This is a genomic window from Sphingobacteriales bacterium, assembly GCA_016706405.1.
Classification (GTDB): Bacteria; Bacteroidota; Bacteroidia; order Chitinophagales; family UBA2359; genus BJ6.
This window is the reverse complement of sequence record JADJJT010000002.1, coordinates 803,186-826,751: the sequence shown is the minus strand read 5'-3', so window position 1 is coordinate 826,751 and position 23,566 is coordinate 803,186. Positions and strand designations below refer to the sequence as shown.

The 23,566-nt window shown below is 40.7% G+C and carries 19 protein-coding genes and 1 pseudogene; 5 read left to right on the top strand and 15 right to left on the bottom strand.

Annotation, left to right across the window (positions count from 1 at the left end; all coding sequences use genetic code 11):
- Positions 1-29: 29 nt before the first annotated feature.
- A complete protein-coding gene (locus tag IPI59_09585; protein MBK7527784.1) occupies positions 30-764 on the bottom strand; it encodes an ABC transporter permease in 735 nt (244 codons plus the stop codon).
- Positions 765-779: 15 nt separating this feature from the next.
- A complete protein-coding gene (locus IPI59_09580) occupies positions 780-1,517 on the bottom strand; it encodes an ABC transporter permease (protein MBK7527783.1) in 738 nt (245 codons plus the stop codon).
- Positions 1,518-1,727: 210 nt separating this feature from the next.
- Here IPI59_09580 and IPI59_09575 point away from each other — a divergent pair, with 210 nt between their 5' ends.
- The 4 genes and pseudogenes from IPI59_09575 to IPI59_09560 all read left to right on the top strand — a co-directional run bounded on the left by IPI59_09575 (position 1,728) and on the right by IPI59_09560 (position 5,460).
- Positions 1,728-2,510 (top strand): nucleotidyltransferase family protein, encoded by a 783-nt coding sequence (locus IPI59_09575; protein ID MBK7527782.1) that lies wholly within the window; start codon positions 1,728-1,730, stop codon positions 2,508-2,510.
- 215 nt (positions 2,511-2,725) lie between these two features.
- Positions 2,726-3,493: pseudogene (locus IPI59_09570) on the top strand (IS5 family transposase).
- A 94-nt stretch (positions 3,494-3,587) separates the two neighbouring features.
- Positions 3,588-4,253, top strand: coding sequence for a PKD domain-containing protein (locus tag IPI59_09565; protein MBK7527781.1), 666 nt, complete (start codon positions 3,588-3,590; stop codon positions 4,251-4,253).
- Between the two features lie 46 nt (positions 4,254-4,299).
- Positions 4,300-5,460 carry an ArsA family ATPase gene (locus tag IPI59_09560; protein MBK7527780.1) on the top strand — a complete coding sequence of 387 codons (1,161 nt, stop codon included), beginning with the start codon at positions 4,300-4,302 and terminating at the stop codon, positions 5,458-5,460.
- A 50-nt stretch (positions 5,461-5,510) separates the two neighbouring features.
- On the opposite strand, the gene IPI59_09555 is transcribed toward IPI59_09560, so the two are convergent.
- The 10 genes from IPI59_09555 to IPI59_09510 form a co-directional block, all read right to left on the bottom strand.
- Positions 5,511-6,266 carry a T9SS type A sorting domain-containing protein gene (locus IPI59_09555; protein ID MBK7527779.1) on the bottom strand — a complete coding sequence of 252 codons (756 nt, stop codon included), beginning with the start codon at positions 6,264-6,266 and terminating at the stop codon, positions 5,511-5,513.
- A gap of 210 nt (positions 6,267-6,476) precedes the next feature.
- On the bottom strand, positions 6,477-6,830 hold the full coding sequence (locus IPI59_09550; GenBank protein MBK7527778.1) for a transposase: 354 nt from the start codon (positions 6,828-6,830) through the stop codon (positions 6,477-6,479).
- Complete coding sequence (locus tag IPI59_09545; protein ID MBK7527777.1) at positions 6,827-7,087, bottom strand: hypothetical protein; 261 nt, start codon at positions 7,085-7,087, stop codon at positions 6,827-6,829. The genes IPI59_09550 and IPI59_09545 overlap by 4 nt, the downstream gene beginning before the upstream one ends.
- Positions 7,088-7,342: 255 nt before the next feature.
- Positions 7,343-8,728, bottom strand: coding sequence for a hypothetical protein (locus IPI59_09540; GenBank protein ID MBK7527776.1), 1,386 nt, complete (start codon positions 8,726-8,728; stop codon positions 7,343-7,345).
- An 83-nt stretch (positions 8,729-8,811) separates the two neighbouring features.
- Complete coding sequence (locus tag IPI59_09535; protein MBK7527775.1) at positions 8,812-10,755, bottom strand: hypothetical protein; 1,944 nt, start codon at positions 10,753-10,755, stop codon at positions 8,812-8,814.
- 77 nt (positions 10,756-10,832) lie between these two features.
- Entirely contained in the window at positions 10,833-11,696 is an 864-nt protein-coding gene (locus tag IPI59_09530; GenBank protein MBK7527774.1) for a transposase, read from the bottom strand.
- Complete coding sequence (locus tag IPI59_09525) at positions 11,666-12,013, bottom strand: hypothetical protein (GenBank protein MBK7527773.1); 348 nt, start codon at positions 12,011-12,013, stop codon at positions 11,666-11,668. The genes IPI59_09530 and IPI59_09525 overlap by 31 nt, the downstream gene beginning before the upstream one ends.
- A 252-nt stretch (positions 12,014-12,265) precedes the next feature.
- A complete protein-coding gene (locus IPI59_09520; protein MBK7527772.1) occupies positions 12,266-16,267 on the bottom strand; it encodes a hypothetical protein in 4,002 nt (1,333 codons plus the stop codon).
- A 237-nt stretch (positions 16,268-16,504) separates the two neighbouring features.
- Positions 16,505-17,443 carry a dTDP-4-dehydrorhamnose reductase gene (rfbD, locus tag IPI59_09515; GenBank protein MBK7527771.1) on the bottom strand — a complete coding sequence of 313 codons (939 nt, stop codon included), beginning with the start codon at positions 17,441-17,443 and terminating at the stop codon, positions 16,505-16,507.
- A 39-nt stretch (positions 17,444-17,482) separates the two neighbouring features.
- A complete protein-coding gene (locus tag IPI59_09510; GenBank protein MBK7527770.1) occupies positions 17,483-17,821 on the bottom strand; it encodes a tRNA-binding protein in 339 nt (112 codons plus the stop codon).
- A 105-nt stretch (positions 17,822-17,926) separates the two neighbouring features.
- Here IPI59_09510 and IPI59_09505 point away from each other — a divergent pair, with 105 nt between their 5' ends.
- Positions 17,927-18,655, top strand: coding sequence for a hypothetical protein (locus IPI59_09505; GenBank protein MBK7527769.1), 729 nt, complete (start codon positions 17,927-17,929; stop codon positions 18,653-18,655).
- Positions 18,656-18,682: 27 nt separating this feature from the next.
- Here IPI59_09505 and IPI59_09500 read toward each other — a convergent pair whose 3' ends face one another.
- From IPI59_09500 to IPI59_09490, 3 genes are all read right to left on the bottom strand, one after another.
- Entirely contained in the window at positions 18,683-20,023 is a 1,341-nt protein-coding gene (locus IPI59_09500; protein MBK7527768.1) for an outer membrane protein transport protein, read from the bottom strand.
- A 173-nt stretch (positions 20,024-20,196) separates the two neighbouring features.
- The gene (locus tag IPI59_09495) at positions 20,197-20,943 is read right to left on the bottom strand and encodes a type III pantothenate kinase (protein ID MBK7527767.1); all 747 of its coding nucleotides are present in this window, start codon (positions 20,941-20,943) and stop codon (positions 20,197-20,199) included.
- A gap of 606 nt (positions 20,944-21,549) precedes the next feature.
- Positions 21,550-23,532 (bottom strand): hypothetical protein, encoded by a 1,983-nt coding sequence (locus IPI59_09490; protein ID MBK7527766.1) that lies wholly within the window; start codon positions 23,530-23,532, stop codon positions 21,550-21,552.
- Positions 23,533-23,566 lie beyond the last annotated feature (34 nt).

Sequence of the window (23,566 nt, the reverse complement as noted above, 5' to 3'; positions counted from 1 at the left end):
ACGCGCCGTACAAGGTGTGAAGGCAAATTTTAAGTTAATATAAAAGCCAATAAATAGTCGAACAAAATAATTAAAATACTGCTATAAACTACCGCACGAGTATTGGCTTTGCCAATTTCTAAAGCACCGCCTTGCACATGATAGCCTTGATAACAGGGCACCGATGCCACCAAAAAGGCAAATACTACCGCTTTGCATAACATTATAAATACGTTAAAACCATTAAAAACGTACAACAAACCCTGGTAGTAACTGGTGGGCGATATGCCGTAATTAACCGTTCCAAACATGCCCCCTATACAGCCCAACAAAGTTGAATAAATAATTAAAGGCGGAACAATAATAATAGCAGCTACAATTTTTGTTAGCACCAAATAGCTTAGACCGTTAATGCCCATTACCTCTAAGGCATCTATTTGACTGCTAAGGCGCATTGAGCCTAACTCGCTCGACATGTTTGACCCAACTTTGCCCGCCAACACCAAACAGCTTAAAGTTGGTGCTAACTCAATTAACATAGTATCCCGAACAATAAAACCAAGCAAATACTTAGGAAAAAAGCCCGAATCGAGTTGGAAGGCAAATTGTACTGCTGTTACTGCACCTACAAAAAATGATATGATACTTACAATAATTAAAGAACCAACTCCAATTAAATTCATTTGCCTAAACAGTTCGGTTAAATAAACCTTGTAGTTTTCGGGTTGGGTTAGCATTTGCCCCAACATAATAAAGTAAGATCCGATATGGTAAAAAACCTTCATTCGTGGTTGCTTTTTTTACTGTAACAAAATGGCAGCAATAATATAATCAAAAACCAAAATGGCAATGTTCGATTGTACAACGGCGCGTGTGGTGGCATTGCCTACTTCAACGGCGCCACCCTTTACAAAATACCCCTGAAAACAAGCAATTATTGATAAAAGTAAGGCAAAACAACAACTTTTTATAATCATAACTCTAAAGTTCATGGGCATAAAAAAAGCCATCAAGCCATGTTTAAACTCGCCAAGTGTAGCAGCACCCGACAATAATGTTGCCCCTAAACCCCCTAAAATGCCTATTAAAGCTGCCCATGCAACCAACATGGGTATGGTAACCAAAGCGGCAATTACTTTTGTACCCACTAAATATCCTTGTGCGTTTACGCCCATAATTTCAAGGGCATCTATCTGCTCGGTAATGCGCATATTGCCCAACTCGCTGGCCATGTTCGAGCCTACTTTGCCCGCCAAAATCATAGCCGAAACAGTAGGGGCCATTTCAATAATCATCGAGTCGCGCACAATATAACCAATATAATAGGCAGGAACGGCAAAATCTTGAATTTGGTACGAAAACTGAATGGCTGTAACTGCTCCAATAAACAAAGCAACCACCGCTACAATAGCCATAGACTCAATACCAATACTATTCATTTGCCTAAAAGCCTCTTTGCGGTACATAACCATATTGTCGGGTCGTATAAACAACGAATTCCGGATAAACAACAAGAAACGTCCAAAACTATAAAAAATATTCATCCCGATATAGGCAATACTTAGCCCTATTTGTGTGGTGGCTATCTTACTAAAAATATAGGCAAAGGTAAGGCAAAGGGTTTGTAATTAAAACTTAAACTTTTAATGCTTGCAAAAACAAGACACAAATTGATTTTACAATCAACTCAAATGCGCTACTTTTGCGTTTTTCACATCCGCATTTAAAAAAGCCATCTAATTATTCTTATGTACGCTATGGTATTTGCCGCAGGGCTTGGCACCAGGCTAAAGCCGCTAACCCTTACCCGCCCCAAGGCACTGTGTACGCTAAACGGCATACCTCTGCTCGAAATAGTTTTACAACGTTTAGCCAAAGCCGGCGTTACACATATTGTAGTAAACGCGCACCATTTTGCCCAACAAATACAACAGTATTTAGCCCAACGCGAGCCAAATGGTTTAACTGTTTATTGCTCAGTCGAAGCCGATATTTTACTCGATACCGGAGGCGGTTTATTACACGCCCAGCCTTTTTTCGAAGGGGTAACTGCGCCCTTTTTTGTACATAATGCCGATATAATAACCAATTTAAACCTAAAAAATCTATACGCTGCACATTTACAACAAAGCCAAAAATACAATCAAACTTTGTTGGCCACCTTAGCCGTACAAAATCGCATATCGAGCAGGCAATTATTGTTCGATGCCAATGGCTTGCTTAATGCCTGGCAACATATTAATACTAAAACAAATGAAATTATACAATTGCGGCAGGCAGCTCAAACAATAACTCCGCCCTTAACAAGTGTAGCGTTTAGTGGCGTACAAGTTGTGCATCCTAAAATATTTAAGGTGCTAAGGCAACAACCCAATCCGGTTTTTTCTATAATCGAAGCCTATTTAGCAGCCGCACAACAAGGTCTGCCAATTAGGGCGTTTAACCATACCGGCGATATTTGGTGCGATACCGGCACACCACAACACTTAGCAGCCGCCGAGGCATTATTGCCATCTTTTTTTCCGGATTAAAATGGAAACAATCCATATCTTGTGAGCTATTGCCAGAATAAATCGCCTTAAAAACCAATTAACAAATGAAGAGACTGTCTAAAAATTAAAAATTGGCATGCCAGTCCTAAAAATTGATAGGAAAAAAGTTATTAAAAGAGATGTGAATAAAGACTATCAGTTTGACGTTTAAATAATAATTCATAGCTTTATGAAAATCAAACACATAAAGTAAAATGAAAACCTACCCAAGCAGTCTCACCGATAGTCAATGGAGTGCAATATTAGGCATTTTAGACGACAAACGGAAACGAAAACACAGTTTAAGAGAAATTTTTAATGCGCTGTTCTATTTGCTTAAAAGCTGGCTGTCAATGGCGCATGCTGCCGTTCCATTTTCCGTCATGGAAGCTTGTTTACTACTATTTTACCAAGTGGAAGAAGGATGGGACGATAGAACTCATCCATGAAATACTCAGGGATAAGACTCGAAAGCAAGCAGGCAGGGCTTCATCGCCAAGTGTTGGTATAATTGATAGCCAGAGCGTAAAGACAACAAGCGTCGGAGGCTTGTGCAGAGGGATTGACGGGGGTAAAAAGTTAAAGGCAGAAAGCGGCATATTATTGTAGATACAATGGGACTACTTTTAGCGGTTGTGGTTCATGCGGCAAATGAGCATGACAGTAAATCAGCCCCAATGGTTATAGCTGACCTCAGAGGCAGGTTTTGCAGATTGGTAAAGATAGTAGCTGATGGCGGGTATAGAGGCGAGTTAATTGAAAATACCCGCAAAACGTTTGGGTGGGTGGTTGAGGTTGTAAGTAGATCGAATACAGCCTCGAAATTCGAAGTATTGCCAAAAAGATGGATTGTTGAAAGAACTTTTGCATGGCTCGAAAGCTATCGAAGATTGAGTAAAGACTTTGAGTTCCAAACCGAAACGAGCCAGACAATGATCCAACTTGCCATGATAAAATTGATGCTTAATAGAATTAGAAAATAAAATTTAGACAGGCTCAAACAACTTTTGCAATTTTTTTCCGTCTATTAATCAGCCGACAATCAACACTTAGTCAATTGAAAATTATTTATTTGCCATGAAATTTTTTGTTAAAACAATTATTTTAACCGCCATTTTAAAGGTTTATTTTGTCCATTTGCTATTGTTACAAGCCCAAACCCAAACCACACAAGGGCCAATATTAGCCCAATTTGTGACTGAAAGTAACTGCTTAACCTGGATATTTTACAGCACCGCCCTTAACGCACAAGCGCAAGAATGGAAGTTTAGCGATGGGCATATTGCCTATGATGATACTATTACCTATACTTTTGCTACCAAAGGAACTTACACCGTACAACTTAAAGTATTAGGCCAAGATGGTATTGAAGACAGTATTTCAAAAACTATTGAGGTGGACGATTGTACAGGCATAAACCAAACATTATCCGGACAAAAGCAACTATCATATCCGGAAATTACCGCCTATTACCTGCCTCATTTAGGTTGGCAGCTACAAATTAACAGGGCTTCTATGCAATCAGCATCCTCTTTTTATACACAAAAATTTGCCTACCAACTTATAAATGTTCAAGGGCAAGCAGTAGCTACCTCAAAACAGTTTTATACGCTTGAAGATTTAGATGGTTTACTTATACCAGATAGATATTACCCACCGGGCGTGTATTGGTTGGCCTTGTTTTTTTCTCCGGATATTGAAAACCTGTCGCCTAACTACCTTACGGTTCGGTTGATAAAATAGTAGCCTTTAATTGAACCTACCAACTGCAAAATCTGTTTATTACTTTATGCGAATTTTGCTTTTCACTGGTAAAGGTGGCACCGGAAAAACTACTACTGCCGCCGCTACCGCACTTATGGCCGCGCAAAAAGGTATTAAAACCTTAGTGCTCTCTACCGACCCAGCCCATAGCCTTTCCGATGCCTTAAATACACCACTCTCGCCCGAACCTACCGAAGTTTGCCCCAACCTTTGGGGGCAAGAGTTTGACGTGTATTACTCCATGAAAAAATATTGGGGAAATATGCGCCAATTAATGCTTACCGTTTTTAAATGGAAAGGTGTAAAAAATGTAGTAGCCGAAGAACTATCGGTGCTGCCGGGCATGGAAGAAGCCGCCGCTTTTTTGTGGTTAGACAGGTATTATCACGAGGGTAACTACGACCTTATAGTGGTAGATTGTGCGCCAACCGGAGAAACCCTCACCCTGTTGTCTATGCCGCAAGCTATGCAGTCGTGGATGTTAAAGGCATTTCCGGGGCAAAGTAAAGCTGTTAAATCGTTAGGTTATGTAGTGCGCAAAACTACCGGCGTTCCGTTAGATAAAGGTTATGCCGAATTAGAAGCGCTTTTTGAAAAATTAGGTCGCATCCAGCAAATTATGCAGCAGCCTCAAATTTGTTCGGTGCGTATTGTTGCTAACCCCGAGCGCATGGTTATTCAAGAGGCAAAACGCGCCTATACCTATTTACAACTCTACGGCTACCATGTCGATGCCCTAATAGTAAACCGAATTTTGCCCGTACAACCTGCCGATGGCTTTTTTGCTAATTATTACACTACCCAACAACAATACCTCGCCGAAATACACGACAGTTTTAAGCCGCTGCCCATTTTTGAAGTGCCACATTTAGGGCAAGAGGTGTTTGGCCTCGAAAAACTAAAACATATTGGGCAAGGTTTGTACAGCAACCAAGACCCCCATGCCGTTTTTTACCACGACACCCCTCTGCAAGTAGCCGAAGATGAACGGTTCTACTATTTATCAGTAAAATTGCCGTTTATTGATACCGACAATATTAGTCTGCAAAAATATGCCGATGAACTAGTTATACAAGCCGGCAGCCACCGCCGCAGTATAATTTTGCCCCGGTTTGCCCAGTTACTGCACCTCGATGGGCATAGTTTTACCACACCCTGGTTAAAAGTACGGTTGCTAAAAACATAGCCCCGATTTAAATTGTGGGCGATGCCACTCTTCCATCCAACGAAGAAAAATTACCATACCACCACTTTGCCCACGCACATTCCTTGGGAGGTTTGGGCTATTACTTGGTATAGCCCTGGTGGTAAATGGTGGGTGGTTAGGGTGTAGCTGCCGTTATTACTATTAGGGGCTTCTTGGTGATACATTAACTGCCCGCAACTATTGTATAGTTTAACGCTTAATATAGGGGTTTGGCTTAAATTGCCAATTATTACCTCGTTATTAGCTGTTTGACTTATGTTTATAGGTGTGATTGTGGTGTTGTTAATGCCCACCGAACCGTAATTGATGGTTTGGCAATGCTGGTTTTTACCGCAGAGATTTTCGGCTACCAAGCAAATTTGGTAAACGCCTTTGGTGGGGTAAATATAGGTGGTGGTAGTGGGTTGGTTTAGCAGGGTATCGCCGTTGCCCATTACCCACTTGTAAGTATCGCCGCCAAACGAGGTATTGGTTAGGGTTACAAGGCTATCGGTTTGGGTTAGGGCAAACTGCGAATAGGGGGCGCACGAAAAATTATTATTTGTTTTAATTAACACCAAATCCGTATAGATAGTATCCGATATGTCATCTGAAATTCCATTTGGGTAGTAAGAACCTGTAATATAGTACCCATCAGTCAAATCGTAGCAAATGCTAACTGGTTTAATGGGTTTAGGAAAATCGTAAGTGGCAATCAACTGCATATTTAATTCTGAATCAATGCTATATAAATAAGCATTATCTTTGCTATACAAAAAAGTAAAGACCACATCATTATAGGGCATTGAAAAAATAGCATCTGAATAAAGTGCTAAAATAACGTGAGTTCGGAGATTTAGTTAGTAAATTTTAGCAAGATCTACTTGAGGTTTATTGGGGTAAAACTGATAGGCTACCAAGCTAGCAACTATATGGACAAAAGCATTCTGTGGTTTTCTGTGTCTGGTATGTTCTAAGTCAAAAGCCGAGGGTCAAAATATCATTAATGGCTTCAATCATAGGTCTTTTTTTTTCAATAAGAGCCTTTCTTCTAAGGACATTAGTCTGTTTTTCATATTCTTTTTGACTTTGGTAATTATTTTTAGTCCTTTTTCAAAAATGTTGTACCATAAGGTAGTCAAATAGCCTTTATCGCCAAACAATGTGCCTGATATTTTCTCTAATAGCTTGTTTAAGAGGTCTTTACTATTGTCTGCCACCTGTCCTGTAGTCAAAGCAAAGTCCACGATTTGTCCTTTGTGATTGACTATCAGGTGGAGCTTAAAGCCGAAAAACCACCCCATAGAAGATTTTCCTTTCGAGGCGGTTTGAGCAAAAACTTTATGTTGCTTGGCTCGAGCATGTCTCAAACAGGTAGCGCTTTGGCATCTATGTAATAAATTCCTGTTTTTTCTGCTTGCTGGCAGGTTAATTTGGCTAAAATCGACATAGGAAGAGCAACCCGTTCTATTAACTCTATAAAATAGTTGTAGGATGGGGCAGTAGGAAAATAGGTCTTTAAGTCATTCAAAACCAATGCTTTATAGTAATATTCAAAACATTTATAGCCCGAATAGTGGTAGAAAATCAGAATCGTAAGTATCTCACTTTCCGAAATTTTGGGCACACTACGAAGGGCGTGGCATTGTTTTACCTTCGCTAAGCCAATGCTGAGCAACCCATTGTTGCATCAGCAAACAGGCATTATCTACAAAAAAATAATTCAAATAACATGGACACATCAAATTTTGTATCTTTGGACTTCATAAAAACAGGGGGTAGTATTGTTTGCAGTTTTGGACACTACAAAGATAACTATGCTCCTGTTTTTATTCCTATCAACTATACTAATCCCCCTATTTTTTATAGCTTAGCTCCGAATTCACGTTAAAATAGGGTTTGTGCGCAGGGTTAGCGAATCAGGTAATATAAGTTGTTTCAACAATTTTCCATCAATACTATACAGGTTAAAGGAGCTTTTCTGTTGAAAATTATATAAGCTCTCCGGTTCGACACTACCCAATGTTAAAATATTTTCGTTGCCAAACAAATATAAATCAAAAATCTCACCCTCTGCTTCTGTATTTCTCCAAAGTAGTGTTGGGGTGTCGAACCCCTCAAAAAGGGCAATAAACGAAGAAGTCGAGTTAAAGTCAATCCAACTACGACCAGCAACAATAAATTTATTTTCTTTATATGGCAATACACAATTTGAAAGAACATTGTCATAATCTGCCGGTTCTTTTGAAAAACGATTTAACCAAACAGTATCGTTTAAAAACTGCCCCTGACTATTGACATGCGAAATATGTAAAGCAAGCGCAGGGATTGCATATTCTATATAAAAAGTGGTATCACCAGGCTCGTAAACTATTACGGAATCATACGCCTCCTCATGATTAATAAATAAAAAACTACTGTCGTGCAATTCTATTCCTTTACCACCATATAATTTTTCGTTATAAGTCCACAAAGTATCGCCTTTTGTAGTGGTTTTAACAATTCTCCCTATTGTATTTTCAGCAATTTTATCTGCTGAAAAAACTAAATTATTATCTTTGGTGGCAATATACTTGTAATAACTGCCGGGCAGTTTGGTAAACAAAGTATCGCCGTTATAATCTAAAGCCCATAAGCTATTTTTATAATTAACTTTATTATTAACATTTTGTCTGTCGCGCACTGAAATTAGCAACGTATCGTTGTTTTGCGTAATAAGTTTGCCCATTTCGCTGCGCTTTGCCTGCCCATAGGTTTTAACCCAACCTTGAGCAAAACTATCACTACCAATCAATAAACCCAAAACTAAAAGGAATATTTTGCCAAAACATTTCCAAATTGCGGGTTGCGTTAGTACGGGGTATAATAGTGTAATTAATTTCCCCTTATCATCGAACTTTGTTAAATCATCATTAATTAAAACATAGCCTTCAGCGTCTAAAACCATTATTGCCGATTGTGTACACATATACCCAATATAACCTTTTTTTTGTTCACTAATATCGTTTGGTATTGGGTTGGTGTTAAAAACTATATCGCCCTTTTGTGGCAAACGAAATGGTAAATAATGTGTATAGTTGTTAGAATCTTTAACCGTTGGTAAATTATCTTCGGTATAAAAATATCCGGTTGGAATGCCGTTGTTGGTGGCAAAACTTTGGTGTTGGCTGGGGTTTGCCGTTGCAAAGTAAAATTTATGATGTAGCAAACAATTTCCGGTAGGAAAATTGGTGGCATTGTCAGGCATTTGCTTGGTGTTGTTTTTCATAATATGAGATTTAATTTTTTAGTTAGTATTTAATTACCATACCACCACTTTGCCCACGCCCATTCCTTGGGAGGTTTGGGCTATTACTTGGTATAGCCCTGTGGTAAATGGTGGGTGGTTAGGGTGTAGCTGCCGTTATTGCTATTAGGGGCTGCTGCTTGGTGATACATTAACTGCCCGCAACTATTGTATAGTTTAACGCTTAATATAGGGGTTTGGCTTAAATTGCCAATTATTACCTCGTTATTAGCTGTTTGACTTATGTTTATAGGTGTGATTGTGGTGTTGTTAATGCCCACCGAACCGTAATTGATGGTTTGGCAATGCTGGTTTTTACCGCAGAGATTTTCGGCTACCAAGCAAATTTGGTAAACGCCTTTGGTGGGGTAAATATAGGTAGTGGTAGTGGGTTGGTTTAGCAGGGTATCGCCGTTGCCCATTACCCACTTGTAAGTATCGCCGCCAAACGAGGTATTGGTTAGGGTTACAAGGCTATCGGTTTGGGTTAGGGTAAACTGCGAATAGGGGGCGCAGTTGCCTAAGGAATCGACGCGGGCGAGGTAGGGTATATATGAGTTGTTTGAGCTATCATAAAATAATCCGGCTATTAAATAATTTCTTCCATCTTGCCATAAAACATTGCCTTTAAAAGATATCGCATCGGGGTATTTATTTAAAATGGCACCATACGCCTTAGTTTTTATTTTCCATAAAACATTAGCCGATGAGTCTATACCTATAATATCTATACCATCAGTAAAGGTTAAAATATATTCGTTTTCGCGGTCGCTTTTTAAAAATTTAGTATCGCCTTCGAGGTTTGAAAAGTATTCTGCCATTTCGCTGCCTACTATTTTGTTCCATGCCATTGTGCCATCTTTTAAATATTTAACTATTTTTAGGGTGTCGTATTTTGTCCCCATCGCTACTAAAAAACTGCCATCGTTTAAACCCACGGCATCATAAGCTGTGCCGGGTATATCGGTGTGCCGCCATAGAATTTCGCCAAAATTGGTGAGCGATACCATCCTTACATCTACATAGTTATTTACAAATCCGTTAATACCCGCTGCTTTAACTGTAACTATAAAAGCCTGTTCGTTATTGGCTACTAATGCCGTTGGTTGACTTGTCCAGCAATCATCAAATTCGGCTTTTTCTTCCGTCCAAAGGGTGTCGGCCAATAACACCCCATCGGCAGCAACTAGTATTAACTCACCAACATACATCATATCATCTGTATTAGTACAGGTAGAAAGTACACCATTTACTGAGGCAAAATTTTTATTTGGCAACTCTTGAATATAATAAGCAAACGAGCCACATTTATTCCAAATAGTATCGCCCATAGGGGTTATTTTTGATGTGCAATAGCCAGATGCCAAATAATTGCCATCGCTAATAGGTAAAAAAGAACCCCCTTTTGCCTTTTTATTGCCCGGCACTTGCATATTTTTTTTACTGGTTATATGCCCTTCTTTATCTAAAAACCAATACTGCAAGGTATCAACCCATACCGAAGCTAAATAGCTGCTATCGGGGTATTGAATTAGCCCTGCCATATATTCATTTGAATTTGCACCTTTAGGGTAGGTTCGCAAAAAACCACCTTGGGCGTAGCTATTGGGTATATAAAATAACACCAACAACAAAATGGCTACTATTTTGCCAAAACATTTCCAAATTGCATCTTGAGACATAGTGGGTATAAAAGGCTCGTTACCTGTTTTCTTAAATTCTACCTTTCCTTCGGCATTTAAGTAAACATTACTCAATTCTTCGTGAAACGAAATTTCTGTTTTAGTTAAGTCGCCCTCAAATGCAATAGTTTTGTTTACAATTATAGTGCCTTTAATATTTATAACACCATTATCGCTCGGAAAATAAATGGTTGTTACATCGGGCGAGTTAATTTGTTCGTTCATAAATTCTGCCCAAGTTACTAAAGTAACCTGATTGGCAAATTCAGTGATAACATTATTGTAGCCGTATTGAGCTACTGCAGCCTCCCAAATATTAATTTTCATGTTTATAATTTTTTATTGGTTAAAGATAACAATAGTTCGGTAATAAATTAAGCGGCGATACGCCCTAAGTTGTAGAGTTAGCTAATTTGTGGGTTATTTTTTTCGATTAACGGGTTTTTATCGTAAATAGTAATTAATTTATCGAATAGCATTTCGTTGGTATATTTTGTTTTGATGTCTGCCATAGAGAAAGCCCCTCTTTGATGTTTTGGGATACTGTACCAGTGTAGTGCTTTGGCAATATTGCCCGCTGTTAGGGCGATATTGAAATGAAAATTTAATGCTTCTTTGCTTCTGGCCTGACAGTCTTCTAAGCCAAGATGCTGCTTGGCATCTCTAAAAAGAAATTCAATTTGAAAACGGAGTTGATAATATTGTAGTATTTTTTGTCCCTCTATTTGCGTGTCTGTGCAAAAGTAAGCACAGGCGTTTTTGACCTTGCCATCGGCATTAAGTTTTTGAACAATAAGGAGTTTACACCAGCGTTTCAAAGCGCGTACATGAGCCATGCCTTGATAAATAATTTCTGTTTCGTTGCTTTGTATAATGGTAAAATGTTGGGTCGAAACATTTTTTAGGTCAATTTTTCCGTCAAAGGCTTTTGGTCTGCCTCGTCCACCTTTTTGTACTCCCTTGTAGGCATAGCGTAAATAGCAGTTCGACTGTAAACGGCTTATCATAGTAAATCCTTGCCCGACCAAACCATCTACAAATGGTTTTTTTGAGAAATAAGCATCAAAAACCATGTATTTTGAGATTTTTAACAACTCCTTTGCTCGTTTTGCTATTATACCAGCATAGTACAGCCTAAGACTGTCGCCATCTGTGCCTTTAATATACTGGGTTTGAACAGCCTCATAATGTAGTGCCGTATGATTTTCTACATCGCCTAAGGCAATACCTACCATCTCTAAAAACCCCACTTCATTGTTTGAGCGCAACCCGACCAAAAATAACCAGCTCCGGGCGTATGTTTGCCACTCTTTTTAAGATAACTTGGGTCAAATAACCATACTTTCTCTAAACCTGATAATGCATCTATCAAATGGGCATTAAAAGCCCCGAAATTGAAGGATTTGCCAAATTGGTGGCGATAGGTCTTTTCGTTAAAACCACCATAACGACTAAACATTAAAAAGTTTAACTTACAGCGCATAGTTAAATATAAGCTAACTATATGTATTATAAATTTTGTTTGGCATTTGCCTATGCCAATCATTTTTTGTAATATTGCAGCCGTGAAAGTCTCTACTTTCATAAGGTAAAAGTTGTGTTCTCTTTTCAATCCCAAAAATAACACTTTTACCTTTTTTTATGCCTTTTTTTACCGAACTATTTAACTTGTATGCGTTTGGGCAAAAAAATTCGTCTGAACCACTGATTTAGCGGGTTAAATGATTAGTATGATTTTTGCACACCCATCGCTGGAAGGCTTCAGAAATAAGTGGAGGTTTTGGAGTTGCTAAACTCCGGACACCTTAACATATAAAATACTACGGCACATTAATATTCACCGAAACAGTTCCTGTTGCTCCACTATTCCATTGAACGGTAATTTGGTGTGTTCCTTGCCCGCCACAATAACACCATCGCCGCTTGTAATTGTCCAAACATAAATGGCATTTTCAACAGGCCATATATTGTAGTCTGTGTTTAAAAATGTGCAGGCAGGTTGCCCCGTAATGTTTTGGGTGGTCAGTGGGTTGGTAACAACAAATTGCTGAGAGGTATTAATAAACGAATTAGCTCCGTAAGTGAAGCTGCCATTCGTGCCATCGGTTACGTTTGTGGGCAAACCCGTTGACAATAACCAGGTAAAACCATCTTTATTAAATTCGCGGCGATGCAAACGGTAAGTATTGCTGGGTACATTATCAATATCCGGAACCAAAATACCGCCTACTTTTATTGAAGCTGGCTCGCTGAAATTAATATTAGTGCCATAGTTATTCAAAATCCAATAGTAGCTGTCGCTGGCGTAATTGCTGCACGCTGGCAAGGTGTCGGGGGTGTAATGCAGACGGTTTACCACTACCTCGCCCATGGGTAAAAGCGGGCCAGTAAAATCAATACTAACATCGGTTCCGGTAAAATTAACTTGTCCGGGCGTGTTTACTGTTGTTCTAAAATTAACGCCTCCTGCTATTGGGCAAGTCGATTTTGCCCTTATAGCACCGCTTTTAATAGATGCGTGGTTATAGCCGCTCATTCGGTTATACACTAACTGGCCTGCCGTTTCGTTCATTTGGTAGTAAATGCGTAAATTAGGCTCGTTAGCGGGGCGGGTAAGGTGCATCCGGTCGCGTATTTCGGCTTCGGTTAGGGTTTTGTCGTAAAAGCAAAACTCCTCAATAATGCCATTAAAATTACGGCCAGGGGCAAAACTTCTGTCTTGTCCAATGCGGGCAATATTATTGCTAAAATTAGCTAACGGAAGCGTTGCACTGTGTGTAGCCACTAATTTGCCATTGACATAAAATTTTACGCCGCTTGGGGCTGCAGTCCAGGCAATATGTGTCCAGTCGGTTGGATTTAAGGTGTAGCCGCTATTCCAGTTGTAATTCGAGGTGCCTTCCCAATGATATTCAAGGCGATTTGTGCCGGCAGTAAAGCCAAAACCGGTGCCGTTGTCGTGTTGGTAAATTGGTGCCCAGTCGGGTTGAATGCCGTTAATTTTAACCCAGGCCGTAACGGTGATGGTATTGGTACTGCTTAATCCGGAAATAGCGGGAATTTCTAAATAATCGCTGCTTGAGGTTGAGAAATCAATTAATTTTCCCGGAATTGTGTCTATATCACACTCGTTATAAACCGTAATAAATCCGGTATAGGTTTGAGAAGATGAGCCATTATCGTCAGTTACAGTAAGCGAAACATCATAAATTCCGGAGGAAGGATAAAGAACTTTAGGGTTATAAACTGTTGCACTACTAATATAACTTGCCCCCGGAAAACTCCACAACCAGGTTCCGGATGCGTGATTTACAACCGAGTGATCAACAAAATAAAACGTATCTTTAACACAATATTTTATAGTTTGGTCAACGCTAATTTGTGCAATGGGTGTCGATTCTTCGTAGAAATCAACCTCCCAAACGCCTTTGTTCCAGGTGCCATTGCGCAGTTTGCCCTTAGCATAAGCGGGGCAAAGTTTGTTGGTAGAAGCGGTCAGTGGCAGGTCGTTGCTAAAATATACCCAATCGGGCATGGTGTTATTGCGGTAAAAAACGCCTTTGTCGGTGCCAAGATATACACCGCCATCGGTGCCATATTGATGGCAAATATCGTTAAACGGAAATCCGGATAAGGTTGCTGTAGTAATATTTGTCCAGGTGTTGCCGCCGTCGGTGCTTTTAAACACTTTTGCAGCCGAGCGCAAGACAAACCAAATTGTGTTATGGTCGGTAGCACTAATAGTTATATCGCCTACGCGGCGGTCGCCACCGCTTGTGCCAGGCGGGTTGGGGCAGGTTGTCCAGTTTAAGCCTCCATCTATAGTTTTCCAAAGTTTGCCATCCCAAAGGGTGTTTGAGCGCTGAAAAACGTACATAACATTGGGGTTCGAGCGCGAAATATCAAACGACTCTAACGAAGCACCTGCATCGGTACTGGTCAATAAAGTGGTAAATGTGCCGCCGCCGTCTGTACTTTTATAAAACGAAGCACCGTTGCCCATAAACATAACCGAATAACAACGCGGGTCGAATTTAATGGCGCTGCTGTGCATGGTGTAGTAACTTTCGTTGGGGTATTGGGCAATGCCAAAATAACCCAAGGGGCCGGTAAAGGTTGAAGGTAAAATACGCGCACCAATATCAGAGAAATAAGTGCGGCGGTTTTCGCCCGGATTAACGTACCCGGTGGCCGACTCGGCACCGCCTAAGCGCAAAAACTGCCCTGTTGGATAGGTTTGATAAAAAGCTGCATTGCCGTTATGGTAGCGCCCACCTACAAAAACATCTTCGTTCCATCCGGCATCAAAGCCCCAAAAGCTTCCGGCAAAAATACCCGTCATACGTGCCTCCGATGAACTTGCAAAATCATTTGAGTAGTTAATTCCGCCATCGTTACATATCCATAAATCGTTGCCTTGCGCAGCTAAAAACTGCATATCGGGGTGCGACCAGGGCAGGCTGCCAACATACCCGCCTAAGGGTTGGTAACTAACAGCACCGTCGCTTGATTGCCACCAACTTGTACCGCCAATTATTAATTTGTTGGCATCGTTGGGCGATACAATAATGGCAAAATCGTAAAAACCTTGGTAAAAGCCATCAGTGCCGTTGTGCGCCATTAAGTTGGGATGCGTGCTAAAAACGTAGGGTTTGCCAACAACGCCATGCGGGTGCGTCCATGTTTCGCCGGCATCGGTACTTTTCCAAACGCCAACATAGCCGTTTAGATTGTCGCCGTCTCCGCCAATTAAAGCGTAAATAATTGTTGCTGGTGGGTGTGTTACGGTGATACGAACGCCGTAAATATTTTCTCCGGATGCGGGCACATACCATCCGGTAGTTTTTGGCGTAAAGCTGGCTCCGGCATCAATGCTTTTATAAAAAGTGCTGCTACTGCCATTTTCAACGGTGGTGTAAACGATATTGGCATTATCGGGTTTAAAGGCTACCGTCCAAGCATAGTTGTTTATGATAGTTGTCCACGAGGTGCCGCCGTTGTTAGAACGTTTTAATCCTTGGTTGGTTGCAGCTATAATGATATTGGGGTCGGCAGCACTTATTTTTATGTCGTTTACCCATTGGTTGCTGCTGGTCATAATTTGCGTCCACGTAACGCCGCCATCTGTGGTTTTGTAAATGCTTCCGTTGGGGCAAATATAGGCGGTATTAGGGTCGGCAGGGTGAACGGCAATTGCCCGGACTGTGCCAATATTATAGGTTGCAGTAACAAATGTCCAGGTTAAGCCTTTGTCGGTGGTTTTAAATACGCCACCTTCTTCCATGCCGCAGTACAGGGTATTGGGGTCGCTGGGGGCAATGGCAATACCGTAAGTGTTGGCTTGCCAGGTAATTCTTTGGCTGCCTTGGTTGCCTAAACTATACATTTCCATTGGCCCAAGACAAGACCAGGTGCTGGTAGGGCCTGCCATTGCTTTTAAGTTAGAAATTTTATTGACAATGGCTTGTTCTTGCTCTAACGAGGGAGGGCGTACCGTGCCATCGGGTTGCAAATAAGGGCGCGCCCACCGCCGCCAGCGTTTGTAATATTGGGTGTATTTATTTTTTTCAAACGGATTTACTTTGTAATAGGCTTTATATGCCTCTTCAACGGCATAAGCGTTAGGATTGGGGCTATACAACAGTTTTACCCAGTTTGGCAAATTGGGGTCGTTGGCATTTATAGGAGGCTCAACGATATATGCTGCTCCGGCATTATTATTGTTTTGAGCAGTCAAAAATTGCTCAGATAAAACTGTTAGCAGGCAAATACACAGAAACCACAAGCCTATATCTCGAATAGATGCAAAGAGTTGGCAAGTTTTTAAATGAAGCGACATGTAAAGGTATAATTAGTTAAAGATTAAAGGGGGGTATAATTTTGCTGTTTACAGCATACGGCAAAGTTAAGAATTTTGCGACTTATTCTTTAACTTTTCATTCCAACAGAAAAATGCGCCCTGCTATTTCACAAACCCTAAAGCAGAAGATGTGAGAAGACAATAGTGTTAAAAAATCGCAATCTTTACATAAACAGTCTTCGCATAGCTTTTTCGTCCTTTTGTGCAGTTGGCTTGTTAAGTTTTTGTTTTGGAAAGCAAATTTCCATTTTTTAAGCTTCCGATACATTTTTTTAGGCTAATCTTCCAATTTGGAATTTCAATATTAAAATCGTTTACTATATCGGTAGTATCAAGTTGGCTATTGCGCGGGCGTTTTGCCGGAGTTGGGTACTGGTGGGCAGCAATAGGAATAACGGGGCAGTTAATTTGAGCGTACTCTAAGGTTGTTTTAGCCAACTCGTACCAAGTACAACTGCCGCCGTTGGCGTAATGATAAATGGGTTTTATCTTGTAGGAATGAGAATTTGAAGCCCCTATTTGTTGGCATATTGTAATCAAGGCTTGTGCGAGGTCTGGGGCGTAGGTGGGCGAGCCGCGCTGGTCGTTTACCACTTGTAGCTGGGGGCGTTCTGTGGCAAGCCTTAACATAGTGCGCACAAAATTTGAGCCATGATTTGCATAAACCCACGAGGTGCGTATCACGCAGGTTTTGTTGGGGTTGGCAGCCAAAACGGCTTGCTCGCCTTGCAGCTTGGTTTTGCCATAAATATTAAGTGGGTTGGGCGTATCTGTAGGCAGGTAGGGGCCGGTTTTTTGCCCGTCAAAAACAAAATCAGTTGATAAATGCAACAGCCATGCCCCATATTGCGCGCAGGTTTGGGCAAGTAGTTGCGGGGCGTAAGTATTTATCCGGAAGGCCAGTTCGGGTTCAGATTCAGCTTTATCAACATAGGTATAGGCAGCGGTATTTATGACAAAATTAATACCCGGATTTTGTTCAAACATTTGCCGAACCTTTGTAGGATTGGCAATATCTAACGAATTACGGTCGGTGTATATGGCTTTTATTTCCGGATATTGTTGTTGTTGTAAATATTGTTTAATACTATAGCCAACCTGACCGTTGCATCCGGTAATTAACAGGTTTAAGTATGGACTTTGGGTTTGCTGCATAGTTTTTAACGACTTTGTTTGTACTTTTTTGTTTCTAAATTAAAACATACGTGCACCTAACGGCACTGGGTGTTCGGGGGCAAGTAAAACAATATGGCCTTGCGCATCTGGCAGGCCTAAAACCAATACTTCCGAAATAAATTTACCCACTTGTTTGGCATTAAAATTGACCACCGCTATCACTTGCCGTCCAATTAATTGTGTAGGCTGGTAATAGTGGGTAATTTGCGCCGACGAGCGTTTGACTCCTATTTCTTCACCAAAATTAATTACCAATTTATAAGCAGGTTTGCGTGCATTTTCAAGCAGTTCGGCGGCTTCAACAACACCTACGCGGATATCTATTTTTTCAAAATCAGAAAATAAAATCTTCTCCATTACTAATTACAATAAAAATAAATATTAAAATATACTTATCATTTGCTTGAATAAAAACAGTTAATTTGAGGCAAATTTCGCAATTTTTATAAAAATATTGTTTTAATGCGTTTATATTCTTTGTTTTTGGTACTTTTGGGAGGGTTGTTTCTGTTTAATATGGGTTGCAAATCGTTAAAACCAGACCTTGAGCCACCTACGCTTACCCTGCAAAAACCAAACGACCTCGACACTTTTTATTCGACCAAGTATTTACCCATTGAAGCAAACCTTGCTGATAACGAAAACCTTTCGGAGTTTAGTTTGCAAATAACACCCGTAACTGCCGAGAACAAAAGTTGGGATACCCTTGTTACACTAACTATTTACGGGCAATCAACGTATTTATTTTTTCAAGTGCCAATTCCGGATAAAGTGAAATCGGGTAATTATCAAATTACAGCTTATGCAACTGATGCCGAAAACCTAACGAGCGACACCATCCGGAGAAACGTATATATAAAAAGCCTTTTTGACGAACAACCCCCGCAGTTTAATATTTCAGAGCCACAACTTTACAGCACCATTACCACTTTTAGCAGCAACACCGTAGTTTACTTTGGGGAAGTTTTCGATAACCAGGCACTTTCTGATATGAATATTGCCTTATATAACGAAGCCACTCAAAAAATGCTTTATCAAAAAGGGCCTATCGCACTAAATGGCATTACCCAATACGATTTTGCCGACTTTTTAAAAATGCCTGCAACAACAGGTACTTATCGTATCGTTTTTTCGGCACGCGATACTATGCTTAACACCACTACCGCTTGGGTTTTGGTTAAGGTTATTTAATTTGGTTTATATTTTTTTCAGTGCTATCTATTCATATTTATAGCGTCTAAACCAAATATCGCTAAGGGTTAAGCCCAATTTACCCATCACATAAGTTTCGCGGAGGCCATTATCGGCATGGTTGCCGCGCTGCCCAAACTCAACCGCCAAATTAATACGCGAGTTATTGCGGCGCAGCGGCAGGCCCAAACCCACCGACGCACCAAAGGCTTTAACAGGTTGTGCTTTTGCCAACAAGTTTCCGGCATGATAAAACGCCCCAAAACGATACTGTGTGCTTCTAAACAATTTGGTGATAGCGCGAGGGTCGGGTACATATTCAAAACCAAAAGCATAACGCTGACTATTTTGTACGGTGGCATCTGGTTGGCCATACTTAGCAAATTGGCTCCATTGTTCGGCTTGCATGTCGGCCATAAGGCGGAGCCTGTTCTGATGTTGCCAAGCCACACCAAAGCCTATTTGCTGCGGAATGGTAAACTGCCCCTCAACAGTTTGTTGTGTGTAGGCCGTATCGAACAAAAGCACTTGGTCGAGGCTGCGTTTTGCCTGGTACCATGCTGCGTTGTTGGTACTATTAAGCGCCGTATTGCTATGCCCTGCAACGCCAAAAGTTAGCACCGAATTATCAAACTGATGTTGGTATTGCAGTCCGGCACGCCAAATAAAACTGCCCAATTTGTCTTCCGACTGCAAAACAGTCGAAAAAAGATTGGCATCACTTTCATTGCCGGGGGTTTCAATACTGCGTTCGCGCAAAGTGCCAAACACATAACTTATACTGCCACCTGCCGAAAAACCTTTGTAAGTATAACCGGTTCCGGCAAAAAACTGATACGATTGACCGCTTCCTACAAAACGGTAAGTTATAGTGTCCAAATCTGGATGCCATTTTTTATCAGTAAGGTCATAATTGCGGCTATTAAAAGGCATTAAGCCAAAACTTAACCCCCAGCCTTGTATTAATTTGCTTCGGATGGATGCTTTTTCGGTAAGTGCATTTTTTAAGGCCGGATCAAGGTTTTGGTTGTCGGCTTGCTTTTCGTATTTGGTTCGAAGCGGAAAACCAAAGGCAAAATACCGGATATTCCCCTCGCCCGATTCGGATTTTTGTAAAGCCGAGTTGCTAACGCGCAAATTGGTAAAGCCTATTTCGGTTTCGAGGGTGGTGAAACGCAAAGCGCCTAAGGCCGCCGGATTTACCATATTAATATTGCTAAGGTTGCGGTAGCCATAACCCAAGCCGCCCATAGTGCCTACCGCCGAAAACGAGGGGGTAAACATAGTGCCAAATCCTAATTTTGAGAAGGGTGAATTTGCCTGCTTAATAGCCGATTGTGCAAAACTGTTAGGACTAATTGCGCCCATAAAAACTAGTGCACTAAAGCAAAAAGTTAAAAACTTGAATACAAGTAACCTAAGAATAGAAATAAAACGATAAAGATATTGCAAAATAAAAAAACAATTAATTTTGATAAAAATGAGATAAAAAATATCCGGAAACATTAAACAAACACGCTTGACCAAATTAAGGACGTTTTTTATAGGCTCTCCGGATGGTTGAAAGCCAAAATTTTATGTAATCCGTATAAAACTAAGTTTGGCGTTGCAAATATCGGATTTTTAAGTTTGTTAGCCAACAAAGCTGCATCTCCGCCGGTTAAAACTACTGTTAAAGGCTGCCATTTTTGACTATACAGGTCAATTAATCCGTTAATTTCGGCAACCATGCCCCATAACACACCTCGATTTATACTTGTTTCGGTGGTGTTTCCGGTAAAATCAGTTTCGTCGCTTAAACTTACCAAGGGTAGTCGCTGGGTAAATTGGTGCAAAGCTTGCAAGCGAAGGTGCAAGCCGGGCGCAATACTTCCGCCCAAATAAGTGCCGTTGGCCTGTAAAAAATCGAGGGTTAGGCAAGTGCCGGCCTCAATTTTAAGTACGTGCTGCTTGGGGTGCAAATAATACGCCCCTGTAATGGCCGCCAACCTATCTAAGCCTAAAGTGTGTGGCGTTAGGTAAGCGTTGGCAATTGGCAAGGGTGTTTGATGGCTAAACGGCATAACAACCGCAGGGTAGTTAGTCAAAAAAAACTCTAATTCTTTGTCAGGAAGCCTTACCGATGCCAGCGCAATTCCGGATATTTTATATTGTTCCAATGCCATTGAAAGCCATGCTAAATCGGCATCGTTGGTGCGGTGCAAACTTACTATCTGGCTGGTTTGCGTAGCTATGATAGCTGCTTTTACGCGACTATTGCCAATATCAATACAAAGGTGGTAGGGCATATTTTTATATTTTGGTGGGGCAACAAAACGGATACAAAATTATTAAAAATTAAATTAATACCGGAGTTTCATTTTGGCCACCACTCAAATTCTTGAGCTGAGTTGATTAAATAGGTTAGGGCAAATAAAGTTCTTTTATTCGGATAGGGTAAATGCGTTTAAGCATTACCCACCGCCCACCAACAAAATTTTACCCATTATGGCAGGTTTTTCTTCTTCCGGATTGTTTGGTGTGAAATGGTAATAATACATATCAGTCGGGGCAAGTTTAACGTATTTTTTTATACTTGCAAGGGGTGGGGGAAAGCGTCTTGAACTGTGATTTTTTTTGGCTTAATGGGTTTGTGAGGGAACTCCCCCGAATCGCCTCAAAGGAAAACTCACTTCTGCACATTCGAGGTGGAGAAAGTGGGTATCTTGTCTTGCACCATAATTTAGATGATTAAATGATTAGTTTGGTTTTTCTTCTTACCCTGAGTTAGGATTTAGCAGATTAAGCGATTTACAGGATTTTTAATGTTTGCTGAGACGCAATTCCTAATTAAACAAGAGTGAAAAAGAGGCATTAAGCAGACATAATCAAATAGTTTACTTCGTAATATTTTATTACGTATTATGATTTTGCCCGGCAGCAATTATAAGGTTTTGGTACCGTTGCGCGGTTTGACCGTCAATAAGGTAAGCACGTTGTTGCACAAAATTGGCTTGGGTTTGGAGGTCAATTCGAGTGTTGCCCAATAAAATACCTTCGACTGCTTGTTTTAATTGTTGGTAATTGTTAAAACCAAAACCCACACCGCTTTTTATATAATCCATTACATCGGCGCCGTAATAGTCGGCCACTAAAAGTTGTTTGCCAAAATATACAGCTTCGGCACCAACGGTACTATTATAAGTAATAACCATGTCGGCAGCGGCTAATAGTCGGTACAATTCGTCTTGCAGCAGCAAATAATCCGGATTTTGGTGTTGGTGGGCAACGGTTTCAAAAAAATCTAAATTGGTTTCTAAATAATGTGGTTTAATAACAAAACTACACGTCTCCTTAAATTCATTGGCCAACTGCATAAAATCAGAAGCTAATTTGTAGCGCACCTCGGCCTCTAAACCGCCGTATTGCTGCGAGGCATATACAATTAAGGGCTTATGGTTGGGCAATTTGGGGTGTATCTGGCTTTTTTGCAGATGTTGTAATTTTGGAATAATATCGGTGCGAATTTGTCCTAAAACCTCCACGTTTTGCGCGTGATATACGGGTTGTCGCAAGAGTTGATTTTTAAAATAATCGCCCCAAACGGCAGTAATATCCGGAACAGGATTTAGGGCTGCATCCTTTGAATGAAAGGTAGCGTAGGCAATATTAAATACAGCATGTTGAAATCCTATTGTTTTTAACTTGTGTAATCGGCCAAGCTCAAAAAATGGTCTGTTGGCCAAGCCATGCTCATTAATGCCGCTAATAGTAAGGGCTTGCGTTTTGTTTTTTAGGTGTTTAAAAAATAAATTAGCTGCCACTGCCCTAAATACTGATTGAGCAAAAATTATGCGATGATTTTTTACAATTTGCAACATCACTTGTTGGTGTGTGGGAGCGTTTGGCGGCAATGCTATAGATTTAATAGGTCTTAAAAAGCGTTTTACGGCTTGCCATGTGCTCGGTTTTAGTGCGGCCAACAGCAGCCAAACTTCGGCGTTTAGGGTTATTTTTGGGTAAATTGAATGCGTGAAATGGCGTTTAAAACCCTTGCTACGCCCGTTAGTAAGGCTTGGCGGCTGTATTTCGCTGAGCAAAAGCACATCGTTTCGGTTTTTCATAAGCTCTAACAAATAGCCAATATAATTATCGCCAAGTTGGGTGGTTAGGGGGTTGTTGATATTTAAAATTGGCTGTATGTACTCGGGCGATATTAGCACGAGGTGCTTTTTGTTAAGATAAACTCTGTTAACAAACCATTGCCAGCTGCCAAGCAATACTCGCCATGTAAATAAAAGCAGGTATTGCAGCAATACCCAAACTGGTGTTTTTTGTTTATTTTGTTTTTTCGCCTGCTCCGTAACAATTTGGGCAAAAGGCCACTGTTTTTGTAGCAGTTGGGTTGTGTAGGCGTAATCATGGGGCAAATAAATATGCAAGGTTGTGGGAGATTGGGTTTCATTGCCTTGCTTTAAATGTGGTTCGATGGCATTTATAATGCGTTGGGCTGCTACTTGTACTGTTCGGTAGGTTTGATGCAATACAAAACGCATATCGAACCAGTGGTTGTAATGATAAAAAAAATTATCAATTATGGGTTGGTTCTTGGCCGTAAGTGTATGGGCAAACTGCGGCAAGTGGTCGCGAACATTTTTAAAAATTTGGGAGGTTTGTTGGGCACTTAGGGGCGGGGCGGCCTGTAATTGTATTGATGGCAAAAAACCAGCTGATTGCCATTGCGAGGGAATAAAATGATGATGCTCGTAGATAACTAAAACTTCCGGATTGTTACCGCTACCGTCGCTAATATTTTGCTGGTTCTGTGAGGTTGGCGTTAGAGCCGCAGCTATTTCGGCGGCAAGCAATGGGCGAGCAAGGTAAATTATAGACTGCATTGGGCGCAAAATTACAAAGCATTAGGCAGTATTT

Bases quoted from the DNA above. Each gene is read 5' to 3' on its own strand.
- IPI59_09560 (MBK7527780.1), top strand. From the start codon at position 4,300: ATGCGAATTTTGCTTTTCACTGGTAAAGGTGGCACCGGAAAAACTACT.
- IPI59_09535 (MBK7527775.1), bottom strand. From the start codon at position 10,755: ATGAAAATTAATATTTGGGAGGCTGCAGTAGCTCAATACGGCTACAAT.
- IPI59_09540 (MBK7527776.1), bottom strand. From the start codon at position 8,728: ATGAAAAACAACACCAAGCAAATGCCTGACAATGCCACCAATTTTCCT.
- rfbD (MBK7527771.1), bottom strand. From the start codon at position 17,443: ATGCAGCAAACCCAAAGTCCATACTTAAACCTGTTAATTACCGGATGC.
- IPI59_09510 (MBK7527770.1), bottom strand. From the start codon at position 17,821: ATGGAGAAGATTTTATTTTCTGATTTTGAAAAAATAGATATCCGCGTA.
- IPI59_09575 (MBK7527782.1), top strand. From the start codon at position 1,728: ATGTACGCTATGGTATTTGCCGCAGGGCTTGGCACCAGGCTAAAGCCG.
- IPI59_09585 (MBK7527784.1), bottom strand. From the start codon at position 764: ATGAAGGTTTTTTACCATATCGGATCTTACTTTATTATGTTGGGGCAA.
- IPI59_09500 (MBK7527768.1), bottom strand. From the start codon at position 20,023: ATGGGCGCAATTAGTCCTAACAGTTTTGCACAATCGGCTATTAAGCAG.
- IPI59_09505 (MBK7527769.1), top strand. From the start codon at position 17,927: ATGCGTTTATATTCTTTGTTTTTGGTACTTTTGGGAGGGTTGTTTCTG.
- IPI59_09565 (MBK7527781.1), top strand. From the start codon at position 3,588: ATGAAATTTTTTGTTAAAACAATTATTTTAACCGCCATTTTAAAGGTT.
- IPI59_09525 (MBK7527773.1), bottom strand. From the start codon at position 12,013: ATGAAAGTAGAGACTTTCACGGCTGCAATATTACAAAAAATGATTGGC.
- IPI59_09520 (MBK7527772.1), bottom strand. From the start codon at position 16,267: ATGTCGCTTCATTTAAAAACTTGCCAACTCTTTGCATCTATTCGAGAT.
- IPI59_09555 (MBK7527779.1), bottom strand. From the start codon at position 6,266: ATGCCCTATAATGATGTGGTCTTTACTTTTTTGTATAGCAAAGATAAT.
- IPI59_09490 (MBK7527766.1), bottom strand. From the start codon at position 23,532: ATGCAGTCTATAATTTACCTTGCTCGCCCATTGCTTGCCGCCGAAATA.
- IPI59_09495 (MBK7527767.1), bottom strand. From the start codon at position 20,943: ATGCCCTACCACCTTTGTATTGATATTGGCAATAGTCGCGTAAAAGCA.